Raw genomic sequence first — 18,713 nt, 5'->3', positions numbered from 1 at the left:
ATAGGCTGGAGAGCAAGATGCTGCGGACAAATAGACGCGATTGGATGCGGGGAGCGGCGACGGTCGCATTACTGGGTGCGGCACCCCGTGCGGTGGCGGCGGGCGCCTCGATCCTGCCGTCCAAGGCGGAGCCTTTGCCGCTGACGGCGGTACGGCTGCGCCCCTCGGTCTATGCGACCGCGGTGGAAACCAATCGCCGCTATCTCTATCGGCTGAGTGCGGACCGGCTGCTCCACAATTTCCGCGTCTATGCGGGGCTGGAGGCCAAGGCGCCGATCTATGGCGGGTGGGAGAGCGACACGATCGCGGGCCATACGCTGGGCCATTACATGTCGGCGCTGGTCCTGACCTGGCAGCAGACGGGCGATCCCGAGATGCGCCGCCGCGCCGATTACATCGTGACCGAACTGGCCGAGGCGCAGGACAAGCGCGGCAACGGCTATGTCGGCGCGCTGGGACGCAAGCGGCCCGATGGCAAGGTCGTCGATGGCGAGGAGATTTTCCCCGAAATCATGGCGGGCAAGATCAAGTCGGGCGGGTTCGACCTGAACGGCAGTTGGTCGCCCCTCTACACGGTGCACAAGCTGTTCGCCGGTCTGCTCGACATTCATGGCGGCTGGGGCAATGCGCAGGCGCTGGACGTCGCGGTCAAGCTGGGCGGCTATTTCGCGCGGGTCTTCGCGGCGCTGGACGATGCGCGCCTGCAAGAGGTGCTGGGTTGCGAATATGGCGGGCTGAACGAGAGCTTTGCCGAACTCTATCAGCGGACGAACGACCGCCAGTGGCTGGCGCTGGCCGAGCGCATCTATGACCGCAAGGTGCTCGACCCGTTGGTGGCGGGGGAGGACAAGCTCGCCAATTTCCACGCCAATACGCAGGTGCCCAAGCTGATCGGGCTGGCGCGTATCCATGAAATCACCGGCAAGGCCGAACCGGCCAAGGGCGCCAGCTTTTTCTGGGAAAGGGTGACCGGGCATCACAGCTATGTCATCGGCGGCAATGCCGACCGCGAATATTTCTCCGCCCCCGACACGATTGCGCGCCACATCACCGACCAGACGTGCGAGCATTGCAACACCTATAACATGATGAAGCTGACCCGGCATCTGTACGGGTGGAAGCCCGATGGGCGGCTGTTCGACTATTATGAACGCGCGCATCTGAACCACGTCATGGCGGCGCAGCATCCGGAGAATGGCGGCTTCACCTACATGACGCCGCTGATGTCGGGGGCGGCGCGCAGCTTTTCCTCGACCGCCGACGATGCCTTCTGGTGCTGTGTCGGGTCGGGGATGGAGGCGCATGCCAAGCATGGCGAGTCCATCTTCTGGCAGGGCGGGGAGACGCTGTTCGTCAACCTCTATATCCCCTCGGAAGCGCGCTGGGAAAAGCGGGGGGCGCTGGTCACGCTCGACACCGCCTATCCGATGGAGGGTGGCAGCGTCGTGACCTTCACCCATCTGGCGCGGCCGGGGCGTTTCCCGCTGGCGTTGCGCGTGCCCGGCTGGACGAACGGACAGGCGGAGATTGCGATCAACGGCCAGCCGGTCACGCCGGTGATGGAGCGCGGCTATGCCGTGGTCGATCGCCGTTGGAAGGCGGGGGACAAGGTGGAGATCCGCCTGCCGCTCGACCTGCGGTTGGAAACCACGCCGGGCGACGATACGGTTGTCGCGGTGGTGCGTGGACCGATGGTGATGGCCGCCGACCTCAGCCCTTCGGAAACGCCGTGGGATGCGCCCGATCCTGCGATGGTCGGGGCCAATCCGCTGGCGTCCTTCACCGCCGCCGATGCGGCCAAACCCCGCTATGCCGTGGGCGATGCGTTCCGCCCGATGGGGCTGACCTTCGTGCCCTTCTACAGCCAATATGACCGGCGCAGCGCCGTCTATTTCAAGCGCTTCACCGAAAGCGGCTGGAAGGCGGAGGAGGCCAATTACCTCGCCGAACAGGCGGCGGCGCGCGATGTCGCGGCCCGCTCGGTCGATGTGATGTATCTGGGCGAGATGCAGCCCGAGCGTGACCATGGGCTGACCTCGGACATCTCCTATCCGGTCTCCTATCTGGGCAAGCAGGGGCGCGATGCCCGTTCGGGCGGCTATTTCGAGTTCACCATGGCGGTGCGGCCCGGCCCGCTGATCCTCCAGGCGACCTATTGGGGCGAGGAGCGCGCACGCGACTTCGACATATTGGTCGACAATGTGAAGATCGCGACCCAGCATCTGGAGAATGACAAGCCGGGCAAGTTCTTCAACGTCGACTATCCGCTGGCCGAAGCCCTGACCAAGGGGAAGAAGAACGTCCGCATCCGCGTGGTGCCGCATGATCGCAGCACCGCCGGGCCGATCTTCGGCATGCGTCTGTTCACCGCGAAGAAGGCGACGACCGCGTGACCGGTATCCGCATGACGCTGGACGAATTGCGGACGCTCGCCCGTGCCAAGCTGCTGGGCGCGGGGCTCGCCCCCGCCCATGCCGAGGCGGTGGCGGAGACGATGGTGGCGGGTGAGCGAGACGGTTGCGCCTCGCACGGGATCTACCGCCTGCTGGTCGCGGTCTCCAGCATCAACAAGGGCGTCGTGGTGCCCGATGCCGAACCGGCCCTGTCCGAACCCGCGCGTGCGCTGGTGCGGGTCGATGGCGGCGGCGGCTTCGCGCAACTCGCCTTCCAGACCGGCAAGCCGATGCTGATCGAAAAGGCCAAGGCAAACGGTATCGCGGGGCTGGCGCTCAACAATGTCGTCCACTTCGCCGCGCTCTGGCCCGAGGTCGAGGAACTGGCCGAGGCGGGGTTGGTCGCCTTGGCTTTCACCCCCAGCCATGCCTGGGTCGCGCCGTCGGGCGGGGCGGAGCCGGTGTTCGGGACCAACCCCATCGCCTTCGGCTGGCCGCGCCCCGATGGCCCGCCCTTCGTCTTCGACTTCGCGACGAGCATGGTCGCGCGCGGCGAGATCGAGCTTCATCGGCGCGCGGGTAAGAGTGTTCCCGACGACTGGGGCGTGGATGCGGACGGCCATGCGACCACCGATCCCGCCGCGATCCTGTCCGGCGCGATGCGGACCTTCGGCGGGCATAAGGGATCGGCGCTGGCGGCGATGGTCGAACTGCTCGCCGGGCCGCTGATCGGCGACATGACCAGCCGCGAGTCGATCGAATGGGACGCGGGGCGGGGAGGTTCGCCCTTGGGTGGCGAACTGATCATCGCCATCGATCCCAAGGGCTTTCTGGGTGATCTTCTGCCGGAACATCAGGCGCGGGCAGAGGCGATGTTCGGGGCGATCACGGGGCAGGGGGCGCGTCTGCCCTCGGCGCGCCGTTATGCCGCGCGGGCGGTGTCGCTGGTCGAGGGGGTGGAGATTTCCCCCGACCTGCACCGCGACGTGATGGCGCTGAACGGTTGAACAAAGGAAATCGAGCATGACGAACCGGACCATGATGCTGCTGACCGGTGTGGCGCTGGCGATCCTGCCGGTCGGGATCGCCGATGCGAAGGTCGCGGCTCCGGCGCGGTCGGGCAAGACGGCGGCGAAGGCGGGAGAGACGGCGGCCGACGCCCGCTTCCGCACGCTGTCGGAGGCGGAGTATAAATGGCGCATCAGCCAGAGTGCCGCCGATGAGGACAGCGGCAGCGCCGGTTCGCGCAAGCTCCCCGATGTCGGCCCCGCCGCCCAGGCCGCGCGGCTGGCGCGGTGGGAGGCGACGGCCAGGGCGCTGGAGGCGATCGATCCCGCCAGCCTCTCGCCCGATGTCCGCACCGATTACATGGTCTATCGCGGTCAGATCGACGCGCTGCTCGCCGCCCAGCGGTTCCGCGAATATGAAAAGCCGTTGAACGCCGACACCAGCTTCTGGGGCAATCTGGCGAGTTGGGCGCGGGGCAGCTTTACCAAGGAAAGCCAGTATCGCGATTATATCGCCATGCTGCACCAGATGCCGCGCTATTTCGATCAGCAGATCGCGAACATGCGCGCCGGGCTCGACCGGGGCTTCACCGTGCCGCGCGTCACGTTGAAGGGGCGCGACATCGGCGTCGCCCAGGTGATCGATGCGGGAGCGGGCGAGGGCCAGCCCTTCTACGAACCGTTCAAGACGATGCCCGCCAATATGGCCCCCGCGACGGCGGCGGCGCTGAGGGCCGAGGCGAAGGCGGCGATCCGCGACGATGTGCTGCCCGCGCATCAGCGGCTGCTGACCTTCCTGCGCAACGACTATATGCCGCGCGCGCAGGTCAGCACGGCGGCCTATGACCTGCCCGACGGCAAGGCCTATTACCGGTCCAAGATCCGCGAATATGTGACCGCCGACATGACGCCCGAACAGGTGCATGCCATCGGCCTGTCGGAGATGCAGCGCATCCGCGCGCGGATGGATCAGGTGATGAAGGAGGTGAAGTTCAAGGGTGACTTCCCCGCCTTCCTGACCTTCCTGCGAACCGACCCGCAATTCTACGCCAAGACGCCGCAGGACCTGCTCGACCGGGCGGCCTGGCTCGCCAAGAGTTTCGACGGGATCGCGTCGGACTGGTTCGGTCGCCTGCCGCGCAGCCGGTTCGCGATCAAGCCGGTGCCCGCCGACCTCGCGCCCTTCTACACTGCCGGGCGCGGGGGGACGGGCATCTATCTGGTCAACACCTATGACCTGCCGTCGCGCTCGCTCTATGCGCTGCCCGCGCTGACCCTGCACGAGAGTGCACCGGGCCATGCGTTCCAGATGCCGCTGGCCGCCGAGAACAAGGACCTGCCGGCCTTCCGCCGCGACAGCTATCTGTCGGCTTATGGCGAGGGCTGGGCGCTCTATTGCGAGGCGCTGGGCGAGGATATGGGTTTCTACAAGACGCCCTATGACCGGTTCGGTATGCTCTCCTATCAGGCTTGGCGCGCCGCGCGGCTGGTCGTCGATACCGGCATCCATGCCATGGGATGGAGCCGGGAAAAGGCGCAGGCCTATCTCCACGACAATACCGCGCTGTCGGATCATGAGATCGAAACCGAGGTCGATCGCTATATCGCCTGGCCGGGACAGGCGCTGTCCTATTATATGGGGCAGCTCGCCTTTCAGCGGGCGCGGGCCAAGTCGGAAAAGGCCTTGGGCGCGAAGTTCAATATTCGCGCCTGGCACGATGCGATGCTGCAACTGGGATATGTGCCGCTCGGCGTGATCGACCAGCGGAACGACCGCTTCATCGCAGAGGGCGGCAAGGGGCCTTATCCCGATGAGGAATGACGATTGACCTGAGGCAAGCGCCGCGCTAAACAGTATACGATATCTAAAACAATAGCAGGAAGACAGATTGTGAGCATCGGCTGGCGCGGCGTATTCCCCGCAGTGACGACCCAAATCCGGGAAGATCTGTCGATCGACCTCGCCGATACGCAGCGCGTCGTCGACGACCTGATCCGCGATGGCGTGACCGGCGTGATCGCGCTGGGCACGGTCGGCGAGAACAATTCGCTCGACTATGACGAGAAGGTCATGGTGCTGACCGGGATCGTCGAGGCGGTGGCGGGTCGCGTGCCGGTCATCACCGGCGTGTCCGAGTACGACACCCGCCGCGCGGTCCGTTACGCGCAGGCCGCCGAAAAGGCCGGGGCTGATGGCCTGATGCTGCTGCCGCCGATGGTCTATGTGCCCAAGGCGCATGAGCTGGTGAACCATTTCAAGGGCGTGGCGGACCAGACTGGCCTGCCGATCATGCTCTATAACAACCCGCCCGCCTATCGCACGGTCATCGACCAGACGGTGCTGGAAGCGCTGGTCGAAGTGAAGAACATCGTCGCGGTCAAGGAATCGGCCCCCGACACGCGCCGCTTCACCGATTTCCGCAACGCGTTCGGCGATCGCTACACCCTGTTCGCCGGGTTGGACGATGTGGCGCTGGAGGGGCTGTACCTCGGCGCGCAGGGCTGGGTCTCGGGCCTGACCAACGCCTTCCCCAAGGAATCGGTCGAGCTGGTCGCGGCGTTCGATCGTGGCGACCATGCCAAGGCGATGGAAATCTATCGCTGGTTCATGCCGCTCCTCCATCTCGATGCCGAGCATGACCTGGTCCAGTCGATCAAGCTGGCCGAGCAGGTCATGGGGCGCGGTTCGGAGCGCGTGCTGCCGCCGCGCTACGTGCTGGAAGGCGAGCGCCGCGCCGAGGTGATCGCGATGGTCGAAAAGGCCGCCGCGACCCGTCCGACGCTGGGCCAGGCCAAGGCCGCCTGATGGCGACGATGCCCTCGCCCCTGGACAATGCGCTCGATGACGGGCGTCATCGGGGCGAGGGCGTCATCGTCGTCCAGACGCTGGCGGACCGTATCTTCGCGATCGTCCGGGAACGGATCATCGCGGGGGCGATCCCGCCGGACCGTCCGATCCGTCAGGACGCGCTGGCCGCCGAACTGGGGGTCAGCAAGATTCCGCTGCGCGAGGCGATGGCCCGGCTGGAGCAGGAAGGGCTGCTCCACGGCGTCGCCAATCGCGGCTATATGATCGGCGCGCTGTCCGTCGAGCAGGCCGAGGATATCTACGGCCTTCGCCTGAAGATCGAGCCGATGGCGGCGGCAAGCGCGGCGCTGGTCGCCGATGACGAGGATCGCGCCAAGCTGGTCGCAGCCTTCGAGGCGTTGGACCAGGCCGCGACCAGCGATCTCGCGCGCGTCGCCATCTGCAACCGCCAGTTCCACATGGCCATGGTCCGCCCGGTGCGGCGGCCCCTGACCATCCAGCTCGTGCGCCAGCTCGCGGTCCTGGCCGAGCGTTACGTCGTCGCCCATCTGCAACCCGCAGGGCGCGATGCGCGGGCACATCTTGAACATCGCGAACAACTTGACGCCTTTATGGCGCGCGATGCGGAACGGCTTCAGGGATTGCTTGATGCCCATATCCGGTCCACGCTGATCGACTTGAAAGGCGGGTTCGCACCCGTCGTCTGACAATCATAAGCCCATGGGACATGAAGCCTTGGGGCGGGGGGATTTCCAACGATGTTCGGACCGTTCAAACCGCTGGGCAGCGCGACCCAGCATGGCGAGGGGCAGGCGCTGGCCAAGACGCTCAGCTGGCCGCACCTGATCGCCCTGGGGGTCGGCGCGATCGTCGGCACCGGCATTTACACGCTGACCGGCGTCGGCGCGGAGCGGGCGGGGCCCGCCGTCATCCTGGCCTTCGCGATCGCGGGCGCGGTCTGCGCGTGCGCGGCACTCGCCTATGCCGAACTGGCCACGCTGATCCCGGCGGCGGGCAGCGCCTATACCTTCAGCTATACCGCGCTGGGTGAGACGCTCGCCTGGATCGTCGGGTGGAGCCTGATCCTGGAATATTCGCTGGCCTGTTCGACCGTGGCGGTCGGCTGGTCGGGCTATCTGGTCGGCTGGATACAGGCGGCGGGGGTGCATCTGCCGCCCGAGCTTTTGTCCGGGCCGCATGGCGGCGGCATCATCAACCTGCCCGCCGTGCTGGTCGCGCTGTCGGTCATGGGTATGCTGGTCGCGGGCACGCGCGAGAGTGCGACGCTCAACATCGTCCTGGTGATCGTGAAGCTGGTCGCGCTGGGCGTGTTCATCGCCTTCGCCATGCCCGCGTTCAACGCCGACAACCTTCATCCCTTCATGCCCTATGGCTTCGCCGCGCATGAGGTGGACGGGGCCAAGCGCGGCGTGATGGCGGCGGCGGCGATCGTCTTCTTCGCCTTTTACGGGTTCGACGCGGTGGCGACCTCGGCCGAGGAAGCCAAGAATCCCGGCCGCGACCTGACCATCGGCATCGTCGGTTCGATGCTGGTCTGCACCCTGATCTACATGGCGGTCGCGGTCGCCGCGATCGGATCGCTGCCCTTCCAGCAACTCGCCAATTCGCCCGAACCGCTGGCGCTGGTCCTGCGCTCGCTGGGCCAGCCGACGGCGGCGCATCTGATCGCGCTCGCCGCCGTCATCGCGCTGCCCTCGGTCATCCTGGTCATGATGTACGGGCAGAGCCGCATCTTCTTCACCATGGCGCGCGACGGGTTGCTGCCCCAGTCGCTGGCGGTGGTCAGCAAGCGGAGCGGCGCGCCGACCCGCATCACGCTGGTCACCGGCGTGTCGATCGCGCTGGTCGCGGGCATCTTCCGTCTGGACGAGATCGCCGAGCTGGCCAATGCGGGCACGCTATTGGCGTTCATTTCGGTGGGCGCCTGCCTGATGGTGCTGCGGCGCAAGGCGCCCGAGGCCAAGCGGCTGTTCCGTTGCCCGCAACCCTATCTGGTCGGCACGCTGGCGATCCTGGGCTGCCTCTATCTGCTGTTCAGCCTGCCCAGCTCGACCATCGTCCGTTTCGCGATCTGGAACGCGGCGGGGCTGGCCTTCTATTTCGCCTATGGGCGGCGGCGCAGCGCCCTGGCGCGCGGCTGATCCCGATCGGGACGATCCCCGGCGGGCCAGTCGCTCGCCGGGGCTTTCCAAACCGCTCGGATAATTCTATACCGAGTGTTATGAAAAACCTATTGCCCGTATGCAAGGGGCGGCCACGCGAATTCTGCACTGACAAGGCCTTGGCGGCCGCGCTCCGGGTGTTCTGGAGCAAGGGCTATGAAGGCGCGTCGATGGCCGACCTGACCGAGGCGATGGGGATCACCAAACCCAGCCTCTACGCCGCGTTCGGCAACAAGGAAGCCTTGTTCCACAAGGCGCTGGACCTCTACGAAGCCGAAAAGCTCGCTTATATCCGCGAGGCGCTGGAACAGCCGACCGCGCGGGCGGTGGCCGAGCATCTCTTACGCGGCGCGCTGGAGGCGATGACCAGCAGTAGCGAACCGCAAGGGTGCCTGGGTGTGATTCATTCGGTCGCGTGCGGGACGGAGGCCGAATCGATCAAGGCGGAGGTCGTGGCGCGCCGGGCATCGGCACAGGCCGCGCTTCTCGCGCGGTTCCAGCGGGCCAGGGACGATGGCGACCTGCGCGACGGCGTCGATCCCGAGGGGCTGACCCAATATCTCTACGCACTGTTTCAGGGGATGGCGGTGCAGGCCGGTTCCGGCGCGACGCGCGCGGAGCTGGAAACGCTGATCGAAACCGGCATGGCGCTCTGGCCGTCGCGTTAAATACCATCCGGTATGAAAGTGCTTGACGGGCTTTCAATCCGTTAATATACCACTCGGTATGGAAGGCGCTTCGGGCCTTCCGGTTCGATAACAGGCGAGACAGCACGGCGGCGGACGAAGGACTGCCGATCGCGGCGGGCACATGGCCCGGCGTGCGGGATGTCGCGCGACGCAAGGGGAAGTCTCATGGCCTATGTCGCTTTTCAGGAAATCGGTGCAGCCCGCGTCGCGGTCGATGTCGCGATCACCCAGCAGGGCGCATCCGCGATCCGTTCGGACGCACGTCTCTCCGCGCTGGAATGGCAGGTCGTGGCACTCGCCCGGCGCGACCGTATTGCCAGCCTGCGCGCGCCGTCCAAGTTGGGTCGGGCGCTCGGCAGCATCTTCGGCGACACGCGCAACCCGCGACTGGCCGACCCCTCGCTGGAGGCGCTGCGCCGCATGGCGGTACTGAGTTGGCATCACGGCTATAGCGTTCCCTCGCACGAGGTTCGGGCGTTTCTGGCGGCGGGCTACACTCCCGATCAATATGAGTTGATGGTCGACAGCATCGCCACCGCGCTGAGCAGCGCGCGGCGTCCGGCGCGGCTCGCCACGTCGGAATGACCTTGGGATAAGGCGACGCCCTCTTGCCCTTCGTGGCGAGAGGCGTAGCTTAGGGGGCCCATCGACGGAGCAGACCATGACGGCCGTACTGCGTCTGAACGACCCCTTTTCGATCATCACCCTGCCGATGGCGGGGCCCGTGGCGGCTGCCGAGCGGGCCATGCCCTGGGAAAACCTGTTCGCTTGGCCGCGACAGGGCGATGTCCAGCTTCACTTCGATGATTCGTCACGAGAGGCGCGGGATATCTGGGCGACTCGGCTCGATCATGCGGTGGCGCAGGCCGACAAGGCGGTGCTGCTGGTCGCGGAAGGGGCGGCGTGCCTCGCCAGCATCTGGTGGGCGCGATTGTCGCCCAGCCATTACGTTTCCAAGGTTGCGGGAGCCTTGTTCTTCCAGCCTCCGGAGACGGCGGCGCTGGAGCGCACCGGCGGGCATTTGTTCGCATCGCCCGAGGCGGCGCTGCCCTTTCCCTCGCTGATCGTCGATGGTTCGAACCATGGCTCCGCGCTGGCGACCATGTGCGGAGGGCGGTTGCTCAAGGCACCCGTCGCGGCCCCGCCGCCGACCGGCATGTGGCGTCAGGCCCAGCGCCTGATCGAGCGCTTCTCGGCGGGGGTCGTCGAGCAGGACCTGCGTGTCTTGCGCACCCTGGGTCATCCGGAACGCTGACAAAAAAGGCCCGGCGGGTTTATCCGCCGGGCCAGTCGATCGCCGCTGGGAGCTTCCTTTGGCGAGCAGGAGCAGTGTGAGGCCCGGTCAGGGCCCGCCACCGAGGCAAATCAGTTGGCGTTGAGGGCTTCGGGCCCTGCCGCATTGTCGGCCAGCAGGTCGTTGCCCAGCGCGTCATTGTCGAGCAGCGCGCCCTCGTCATTCGCCAGAACCTCATTGGTCAGCGCCGACGACGACTCATTGTCGGTTGCCGTGATGTTCCCGGACCCGGAGGGGGAGCAGCCTGCCACGCCGACGGCGGCGGCGAGAAGGATCAACGGAAAGGCATGGCGTCGCAACATCGTATCGGTCCCCTGTGTTATCCGTGTATCGCCGCTTTCCGGCTTCCACTGAGTAATACATACCAAATCGATGGGATATAACCAACGCTATTCTTTTCGTGCCGATAGTTGGGCTTTGCCGTGGCTGATCGTGATGGTGGCCGTCGCGCTGGTTTGGGCAGGGCGGGCATCGGCGCAAGAGCCGGCGTCGGCTCCCCTGGGCAGTGCCGCCTCGCTGGCGCTCGACGCCGCGCAATATGGTTCGGTGTCCGACCTGTCCGCCACGCAAGGCTTGCAGGAACTGGCGGTGCAGGAGGCGTCAGTGCCGGTGACCGATGCCTTGGCGGTCGAGTTCGCTGATCGGCTCGCGGGCCTGTCGGTGGGACACACGCCGTTTCGGATCGATGTGCTCCTGACCGGCGATGCACCGGTGGCGGACCGCATCGTGCCCTTGGCGGGCCAGCCGGTCGCGATCCGGTTCCGTACCGGCGCCTATGCGACGCATCACCAACTGGTGGTCGCGCTGGCGCTGCACCAGACCGAAATCCGCGCCAGCCTGACCCAGCCGCCGGGGATCGGCGTCGATCCGCGCATCGGGGCACTCGTCGTCATGGTCGGCCAGGCGGACCTGCTGGCCGAGCCGGTCGAGGCCATGCGCGACCGGATCGCGCGGATCGCGGGCGTGCCGGTCAAGATCGCCACGTTTGAGACGCCCGATATCGATCTGGCGGATCTTGAGGGTGGCATGCGGCTGGTTGGTGTCGATCCGGCCAATGGGCGACGCTATGCCTGTACCAGCGGCTTCGTCGTGCGGCGGGGTGCGGAGAGCGCGATCGTCACCGCCGCGCATTGTCCCGACGACCTGTCCTGGATCGACGCGGCGGGGGGCGCGCATCCGCTGCGCTACGCCGGGCAATGGGGCTGGGGCTATCAGGACGTGCAGGTGAATGTCGCCGACCATGGGCTGCCGCCCGCCTTCTGGAGCGATACTGCCAAGACGATCAGCCGGACAGTCACCGGCTCGCGGCCCCGCACCTCGACGCGCGCGGGCGATGTCGTCTGCCATCGGGGCGAGCGGACGGGCTATAGCTGTGCCGAGGTCTGGATGCCCGACTTCGCGCCCGCGGGCGATCTGTGCGGCGGCGGCTGTACCCCGACATGGGTCGCGGTGCGCGGTCCCACCTGTCGTAGCGGGGATAGCGGCGGCCCGGTCTTCCTGGGCGGCACCGCATTCGGAATCGTGAAGGGAGGCAGTTATCGCGGCGACGGCGGCTGCGCCTTTTATTATTATATGTCAGTCGATTTCCTGCCCGATGGGTGGGTGCTGGCGACCGGTTAAGGGATCGCATCGCGCCGCGCCCGCGTTTTTGCGCCATCCACATGACAGTGATGAAGGCGATGGCATGAAAGCGATGATCCTCGACGCGCCCGGCGGGCTGGACCGGTTGCGGATGGTCGAGCGGCCCGATCCCGGCGCGCCGGGGCCCGGCATGATCCGCGTTCGCCTGCACGCCACCTCGCTCAACTATCACGACTATGGCGTCGTCGCGGGCAAGATGCCGACCGAGGATGGCCGCATCCCGATGGCCGATGGCGCGGGCGTCGTCGAGGCGGTCGGGGAGGGCGTGACCGACTTCGCCGCCGGGGACGCGGTGGTTTCGTGCTTCTTTCCCGATTGGCAGGAGGGCCCGCCGCGCGTCGGCGACTTTTCCCGCGTGCCGGGGGACGGGATCGACGGTTATGCCTGTGAGCTGGTGGTCGCCCCCGCCACGGCCTTTACCCGCGCGCCCAGGGGCTATGACCATGCCGAAGCGGCGACGATCACCACTGCCGGGCTGACCGCCTGGCGCAGCCTGGTCGTCGATGGCGGGCTCAAGGCCGGGGATACGGTGCTGGTCCTCGGTACCGGTGGCGTGTCGATCTGGGCGCTTCAGATCGCGCGGATGATGGGCGCTCGGGTGGTCGTGACCTCCTCGTCGGACAAAAAGCTGGCGCGCGCCCGCGAACTCGGCGCGGCGCATGTCATCAACTACCGGACCCATGAGGATTGGGGGCAGCGCGTCCATGACTGGGCGGGCGAGGGCGTCGACCATGTCATCGAGGTCGGCGGTCCGGCGACGCTCACCCAGTCGATCGACGCGGTTCGGATCGGTGGCCATATCGGGCTGATCGGCGTGCTGACTGGGATCGCCGGGGACGTGCCGACCGCCACGCTGATGCGCAAGCAGGCGCGGTTGCAGGGCTTGATCGTCGGCAGCCGACGGATGCAACTGGAGTTCGTCCGGGCGCTGGACGATGCCGCCCTTCGCCCCGTGGTCGATCGCCGCTTCGACCTTGCCGACCTGAGCGAGGCGTTCCGCCTGCTGGAGCGTGGCGGCCATTTCGGCAAGATCGCGGCGACATGGTGAGGGGAAGGGGATGAGCACCGCGACCGTCGATCCGAACTGGCCGCATGTCGTCATCGTCGGGGCGGGCTTTGGCGGGCTCGCCGTCGCGCAGGGGCTGGCGAACGCCCCCGTCCGCGTGACGGTGATCGATCGCAACAATTATCATCTCTTCGTGCCGCTCCTCTATCAGGTGGCGACCGCCGCCCTGTCTCCGGCGGACGTGGCCGAGCCGATCCGCCATGTGCTGGGCCGCTATCCCAATATCCGCGTCGTGCTGGGCGAGGTGGCGCAGGTCGATACGGACCGGCGCGAGGTGGCGCTCGCGACCGGCGAGACGCAGACTTATGATCGGCTGGTCGTCGCGACGGGATCGACGAGCAGCTATTTCGGCCATGACGAATGGCGGCCCTTCGCCCCCGCCTGCAAGTCGATCGAGGAGGCGCGGGTCATCCGGTCGCGCGTGCTGGGCGCATTCGAGGAAGCCGAGCGCGACGGCACGGCGGATCGTCAGGCGCTGATGACCTTCGTCATCGTCGGCGGCGGCCCGACCGGTGTCGAGCTGGCGGGATCGGTGGCGGAACTGGCCCGCTATGCCCTGGCCTCCGATTTCTGCCGTATTCGCCCCGAAACGGCGAAGATCATCCTGGTCGAGGGCGGTCCGCGCATCTTGTCCGCCTTTCCCGAATCGCTCGCCCGCTATGCCGAGCGTGCGTTGGGGCGGTTGGGCGTGCAGGTGATGACCGATACGCCGGTCGAAGCGATCACGGCCGAGGGCTTGAGGGCTGGCGGACACTTCATCCCCGCGCGGACCGTCCTGTGGGGAGCGGGGGTGGCGCCGACCGGGGCCGCCAGGCTGCTGGGTATCGCGCCGGGGCCGGGCGGGCGGGTCCCGGTCGGCCTCGACCTGAAGGTCGAGGGGACGGACGGCGTCTATTCGCTGGGCGATGTAGCGGCCTGCCCGGACGAGGATGGCAAGCCGCTGCCCGGACTGGCGCAGGTCGCGCAGCAGCAGGGGCAGTATCTGGGCAAGGCGCTACGCGATGAACTGACCAGGGGGCGGCTGGCCGCGCCCTTCCGCTTCCATAATCGCGGCAATGCGGCGATCATCGGCCGGCACGCCGCCATTTTCGACTTCGGTCGATATCGGATGAAGGGCTATCCGGCCTGGATGCTCTGGGCGATCGTCCATGTCGTGCTGCTGGTCAGTTTCGCGCAGCGCATTCGGGTCAGCCTGCAATGGCTATGGCGTTACCTGACCTATCGCCGGGGTGCGCGGATCATCACCACGCCGTTCGTCCGTCCCCCCGGCTGAGCGGATCAGCGGCCCAGTTGCGCGCGCAGATCGACCAGCGTCGCGCCGATATGCTCGGTCAGGAAACCGGCGACCCGCGCTTCGTCGCGCGCCAGCCAGGCGTCGAGCAATTCCTGATGTTCCTTGTGCGCGCGGGTCTCGCGCCCGGCTGGCTTGAGATGCTGGACGACATAGCGCTCGGCCAGCACCTGCAACCGCTCGATCAATTGAAAGGTCAGCGCGGCCCCCAGCGGGCGGACCAGCGCCAGATGGAAGGCCCGGTTGCGCAGGGCGACCTCATGCAACGCCTCATGCGCCGCAACGTCCAGCGCAGCCAGCGCGTCCCTCGCGACCTGATGATCGGCGGCGGTGGCGACCCGGCTGGCGCGCGCGGCGGCATCGGGTTCGAGCGCGAGGCGGAGCTCATAGATTTCCTCCGCCTCGCTGGCCCCCAGCGAACGGACGAAGAAGCCGCGATTGGCCTGGCTGGTCAGCAGTCCTTCCTGCTCCAGACGGGCCAGCGCCTCGCGCAGCGGGATCTTGCTGACGCCCAGTTCATTCGCGAGAGCGTCCTGGCGGATCGGCTGTTCTTCGGTCAGGTCGCCGCTGATGATCCGTTCGCGAATGATCGTAAAGATCTGTTCGGACAGGGTGCGAACGACAAGGCTCATGATAACTCTCGTGCCGACAGGCCGGGAGGAGCCTGTAATTCTGGAATAAATGTGACGAACAAGACAGCATAGACCTGTTGGAGGCCCACTGCCAAGTCTGTGATGTCAGAGTGTCGGATGTCCGTGGGGCGGCAGCGCCTCGTTCAACTCCGCCAGCCAGACCGATGCGCGACCGTCCGATGGCGCCCGCCAGTCGCCGCGCGGCGACAGGGCACCGCCGGGCGAAACCTTCGGCCCGTTGGGCAGGGCGGAGCGCTTGAACTGGCTGGTCTGGAAGAAGCGGGTCAGGAACCGCCCCAGCCAATGCCGGATCGTCGGCAGGTCATAGGCGACCCGCGCGTCCTGCGGCAGATCCTCCGGCCAGCCGCCCGCCCCGACATCGCGCCATGCGTGCCAGGCGAGGAAGGCGATCTTGGACGGCTTGAGGCCATAGCGGATGACATAATGCGCGAAGAAGTCGTTGAGCGCATAGGGGCCGATCATTGCCTCGGTCGACTGCATCGCGCCGCTGGCATCGGCGGGAACCAACTCGGGCGAGATTTCCTGCGCCAGGATCGCGGCGAGTACCGTGTTGGTCGCCACGTCATATTGCCCGGTTCGGATGCACCAGCGGATCAGGAACTGGATCAGGGTCTTGGGCACGCCCGCATTGACGGCATAATGGCTCATCTGGTCGCCCACGCCATAGGTGCACCAGCCGAGCGCCAGCTCGGACAGGTCGCCGGTGCCCAGCACGATCCCGCCCCGCTGGTTGGCCAGCCGGAACAGATAATCGGTGCGAAGGCCCGCCTGGACGTTCTCGAAGGTGACGTCGTGAACCGGCTCGCCTTGCGCAAAGGGGTGACCCATGTCCGCCAGCATCCGCTGTGCGGCGGGGCGGATGTCGATTTCCTCCGCGCTGACGCCCAGCGCGCGCATCAGCGACCAGGCATGGGCCTTGGTCCCTTCGCCCGTCGCGAAGCCCGGCATGGTGAAGGCCAGGATACGCTCGCGCCCCCAGCCCAGCCGGTCGGTCGCCTTGGCCGCGACGATCAGCGCATGGGTGGAATCGAGCCCGCCCGACACGCCGATGACCAGCGTCTTCGCCCCGCTGGCATCGAGCCTCTTCGCCAGCGCCTCGACCTGGATATTATAGGCTTCGTAGCAATCCGCATCGCGCCGCGCGGGGTCGTCGGGCACGAAGGGGAAACGATGCACCGCCCGGCGCAGGCCTTGATCGGCGGGCTCGGCACCATGGACGAAGCCGATCCGGCGGAAGCGCTGCTCGGGATGGCCCGCAAAGGCGGCGGCATCGTTGAACGTCCCGAAGCGCAACCGCTCCTGCACGATCCGCTCGACATCGACATCGGCGGTGGTCAGCGCAGGCTCGCGCAGGAAGCGTTCGGACTCGGCCAGCGCCTCGCCCAGTTCGTGGACCAGACCCTGTCCGTCCCAGGACAGGTCGGTCGTGCTCTCCCCGATCCCGGCGGCGGAATAGACATAGGCGCAGGCGGCGCGCGCCGACTGGGCGGCGGCCAGCATCGCCCGGTCCCGCGCCTTGCCGATGACGATATTGGACGCCGACAGGTTGCAACAGATGGTCGCCCCTGCCAGCGCGCCCGCGGTCGAGGGCGGGGTGGGGGCCCAGTAATCCTCGCAAATCTCGGCATGGATGACGAAGCCCGGCACGTCCTCCGCCGCGAAGATCAGGTCGGTGCCGAAGGGCACGCTCTGCCCGTCCAGTTCGATGGTCAGGCCGGTCAGCCCGGCACCGCTGGCGAACCAGCGCTTCTCATAATATTCGCGGTAATTGGGCAGGAAGGTCTTCGGCACCACGCCCAGGATGCGCCCGCGCGCGATGACGACGGCGCAATTGTAGAGCCGCCCGTTGCGCGGCAGCGCCGCCCCGATCAGCATGACCGGCGACAGCGCCGCGCTGGCATCCACCATCTCGCCCAGCGCCTCCAGCGTCGCGGCGTGCATCGCAGCCTGAAGGTGCAGGTCGTCGATCGCATAGGAGGTCAGCGACAATTCGGGAAAGACGATCAGGTCGACCCCGTCCTCATCCGCGACCCGCGCCAGATCGAGCATCGCCGCCGCATTGGCATGCGCATCGCCGACCGAGGCGGCGGGCGTGGCGGCGGCCACGCGGATCAGACCGTGGGTGTGAAGCGCGTAGAAGGGATGGTCCTGCATGTGGACGGGATAGCCGGATGGGGGAGGGGGCGCCACCCCATGCGGCTTGCCACGGGTTAGGATGGCGTGGGGAGGTTCGCCCTTGGCCTTCGGCTTCGCTCAGGCTGAACGGAGCGAGGGAGATGGACCATCCCACCAGCCGTTCGGCCTGAGCGAAGTCGAAGGCCACGCCCCACCCGATGCTGCTTTTTCCAGACACCCCGATTATGGACCGCGCATCCATATCATCCCGAGGCGCCTCATGACCGTCCAACTCTACGGCATCCCCAACTGCGACACGATGAAGAAGGCCCGTACTTGGCTGGACCAGCAGGGCGTCGCCTATCGCTTCCACAACTACAAGACCGACGGCATCGACGAGGCGACCCTGCGTCGCTGGGTCGATCAAGTCGGGTGGGAAGTGCTGCTCAACCGGGCCGGCACCACCTTCCGCAAATTGGACGAAGCGGACCGGCAGGACATCGACGCAGGCAAGGCGATCCGGCTGATGCAGGCGCAGCCTTCGCTCATCAAGCGCCCCGTTCTCGACCGCGACGGCACGCTGACCGTCGGGTTCAAGCCGGAACGCTACGCCGAAATCTTCTGAGCGGAGCCAAGGGGGTGGAGCCGTTTGCGCGGGGGGAGTAAGGCCCGGTCCATGTCCACGACCTACACGCTCGACACCGCGACGAGTCGCGCCACGCCTACGCCCGCCCCGATGAAGCGGCTGACCGTTCCCGCCATCCGCCGCGCCAAGGGAGCGACGCCGCTGGTCATGCTGACCGCCTATACGGTGCGGTCGGCGCAGTTGCTCGATCCGCATTGCGACATGCTGCTGGTCGGCGACAGCCTGGGGCAGGTGATCTACGGCCTGCCCTCGACCGTGCCGGTCACGCTCCAGATGATGGCGGCGCACGGTGCGGCGGTGGTGCGGGGCAGCTATCATGCGGTCGTGGTCATCGACCTGCCCTTCGGCAGCTATGAGGCGAGCCCCGAAAAGGCGTTCGAGAATGCCGCCTGGCTGCTCAAGGAAACCGGTGCGGCGGCGGTCAAGCTGGAGGGCGGCGTGGCGATGGCGCCGACCGTGCGCTTCCTGGTCGAACGCGGCATCCCGGTGATGGGCCATGTCGGCCTGACGCCGCAGGCGGTGAACGTGCTGGGCGGCTACGGCGCGCGCGGTCGTACGCCTGAAGAGGCGGAAAAGATCGTCGCCGACGCCGTCGCCATCGCCGAGGCGGGCGCCTTTTCCGTGGTGATCGAAGGCGTGGTGGAGCCGATCGCGATCGAGATCACCGACCGCATCGCCTGCCCCACGATCGGCATCGGCGCATCGGCGCAGTGCGACGGGCAGGTTCTGGTCGGCGAGGATATGCTGGGCCTGTTCGACCGCACCGCGCGCTTCGTCCGCCGGTACGAGACGATGGGCGACCGGATCGGCGAGGCCGCGCGCGCCTATGCCGAGGACGTCCGCGCCCGCCGTTTCCCCGGACCGGAACAGATCTATGCGCCGCGCGACGGTGGATAAACCAAGGCCGCTTCCCACCGGGCCCGCTC

Annotated in this window: 17 protein-coding genes; 14 read left to right on the top strand and 3 right to left on the bottom strand. The window is 67.1% G+C overall.

Going from position 1 to position 18,713, the window contains the following annotated elements:
- Positions 1-44 precede the first annotated feature (44 nt).
- From SM191_RS02435 to SM191_RS02395, 9 genes are all read left to right on the top strand, one after another.
- Positions 45-2,393 carry a glycoside hydrolase family 127 protein gene (locus SM191_RS02435; protein WP_341504823.1) on the top strand — a complete coding sequence of 783 codons (2,349 nt, stop codon included), beginning with the start codon at positions 45-47 and terminating at the stop codon, positions 2,391-2,393.
- A gap of 11 nt (positions 2,394-2,404) precedes the next feature.
- Positions 2,405-3,400 (top strand): Ldh family oxidoreductase, encoded by a 996-nt coding sequence (locus tag SM191_RS02430; RefSeq protein WP_341504945.1) that lies wholly within the window; start codon positions 2,405-2,407, stop codon positions 3,398-3,400.
- A gap of 16 nt (positions 3,401-3,416) precedes the next feature.
- Positions 3,417-5,222 carry a DUF885 domain-containing protein gene (locus SM191_RS02425; protein WP_341504822.1) on the top strand — a complete coding sequence of 602 codons (1,806 nt, stop codon included), beginning with the start codon at positions 3,417-3,419 and terminating at the stop codon, positions 5,220-5,222.
- 69 nt (positions 5,223-5,291) lie between these two features.
- Complete coding sequence (locus SM191_RS02420) at positions 5,292-6,206, top strand: dihydrodipicolinate synthase family protein (RefSeq protein ID WP_341504821.1); 915 nt, start codon at positions 5,292-5,294, stop codon at positions 6,204-6,206.
- Positions 6,207-6,214: 8 nt separating this feature from the next.
- A complete protein-coding gene (locus tag SM191_RS02415; RefSeq protein ID WP_341504944.1) occupies positions 6,215-6,916 on the top strand; it encodes a GntR family transcriptional regulator in 702 nt (233 codons plus the stop codon).
- Between the two features lie 51 nt (positions 6,917-6,967).
- The gene (locus SM191_RS02410) at positions 6,968-8,371 is read left to right on the top strand and encodes an amino acid permease (protein WP_341504819.1); all 1,404 of its coding nucleotides are present in this window, start codon (positions 6,968-6,970) and stop codon (positions 8,369-8,371) included.
- Positions 8,372-8,451: 80 nt separating this feature from the next.
- Complete coding sequence (locus SM191_RS02405) at positions 8,452-9,060, top strand: TetR/AcrR family transcriptional regulator (RefSeq protein ID WP_341504818.1); 609 nt, start codon at positions 8,452-8,454, stop codon at positions 9,058-9,060.
- Positions 9,061-9,246: 186 nt separating this feature from the next.
- The gene (locus SM191_RS02400; protein WP_341504816.1) at positions 9,247-9,666 is read left to right on the top strand and encodes a hypothetical protein; all 420 of its coding nucleotides are present in this window, start codon (positions 9,247-9,249) and stop codon (positions 9,664-9,666) included.
- A 76-nt stretch (positions 9,667-9,742) separates the two neighbouring features.
- On the top strand, positions 9,743-10,336 hold the full coding sequence (locus tag SM191_RS02395) for an alpha/beta hydrolase (protein ID WP_341504815.1): 594 nt from the start codon (positions 9,743-9,745) through the stop codon (positions 10,334-10,336).
- A gap of 110 nt (positions 10,337-10,446) precedes the next feature.
- Here SM191_RS02395 and SM191_RS02390 read toward each other — a convergent pair whose 3' ends face one another.
- Positions 10,447-10,677, bottom strand: coding sequence for a hypothetical protein (locus SM191_RS02390; protein ID WP_341504814.1), 231 nt, complete (start codon positions 10,675-10,677; stop codon positions 10,447-10,449).
- 115 nt (positions 10,678-10,792) lie between these two features.
- On the opposite strand from SM191_RS02390, the gene SM191_RS02385 reads away from it, so the two are divergent.
- The 3 genes from SM191_RS02385 to SM191_RS02375 all read left to right on the top strand — a co-directional run bounded on the left by SM191_RS02385 (position 10,793) and on the right by SM191_RS02375 (position 14,355).
- Positions 10,793-11,995 carry a hypothetical protein gene (locus SM191_RS02385; protein ID WP_341504813.1) on the top strand — a complete coding sequence of 401 codons (1,203 nt, stop codon included), beginning with the start codon at positions 10,793-10,795 and terminating at the stop codon, positions 11,993-11,995.
- A 64-nt stretch (positions 11,996-12,059) separates the two neighbouring features.
- Entirely contained in the window at positions 12,060-13,064 is a 1,005-nt protein-coding gene (locus tag SM191_RS02380) for a zinc-dependent alcohol dehydrogenase family protein (RefSeq protein ID WP_341504812.1), read from the top strand.
- Positions 13,065-13,074: 10 nt separating this feature from the next.
- Positions 13,075-14,355, top strand: a complete 1,281-nt coding sequence (locus tag SM191_RS02375) for an NAD(P)/FAD-dependent oxidoreductase (protein ID WP_341504811.1) — start codon at positions 13,075-13,077, stop codon at positions 14,353-14,355.
- A 5-nt stretch (positions 14,356-14,360) separates the two neighbouring features.
- Here the strand turns inward: SM191_RS02375 and SM191_RS02370 are convergent, their stop codons facing one another.
- Both SM191_RS02370 and SM191_RS02365 read right to left on the bottom strand, forming a co-directional pair.
- Positions 14,361-15,005, bottom strand: coding sequence for a GntR family transcriptional regulator (locus SM191_RS02370; RefSeq protein ID WP_341504810.1), 645 nt, complete (start codon positions 15,003-15,005; stop codon positions 14,361-14,363).
- Between the two features lie 105 nt (positions 15,006-15,110).
- Positions 15,111-17,180: an NAD(+) synthase gene (locus tag SM191_RS02365; RefSeq protein WP_341504809.1), complete on the bottom strand. Its 2,070-nt coding sequence runs from the start codon at positions 17,178-17,180 to the stop codon at positions 15,111-15,113.
- 241 nt (positions 17,181-17,421) lie between these two features.
- Here SM191_RS02365 and SM191_RS02360 point away from each other — a divergent pair, with 241 nt between their 5' ends.
- Both SM191_RS02360 and panB read left to right on the top strand, forming a co-directional pair.
- Positions 17,422-17,766: an ArsC family reductase gene (locus SM191_RS02360; RefSeq protein ID WP_341504808.1), complete on the top strand. Its 345-nt coding sequence runs from the start codon at positions 17,422-17,424 to the stop codon at positions 17,764-17,766.
- A 51-nt stretch (positions 17,767-17,817) separates the two neighbouring features.
- Positions 17,818-18,684, top strand: a complete 867-nt coding sequence (panB, locus tag SM191_RS02355) for a 3-methyl-2-oxobutanoate hydroxymethyltransferase (protein ID WP_341504807.1) — start codon at positions 17,818-17,820, stop codon at positions 18,682-18,684.
- The last annotated feature ends 29 nt before the right edge of the window (positions 18,685-18,713 follow it).

It is taken from the genome of Sphingomonas sp. 2378 (assembly GCF_038084995.1).
GTDB lineage: Bacteria > Pseudomonadota > Alphaproteobacteria > Sphingomonadales > Sphingomonadaceae > Sphingomonas.
The sequence above is the reverse complement of the archived record's forward strand: the minus strand, read 5'-3'. Positions and strand labels throughout refer to the sequence as shown.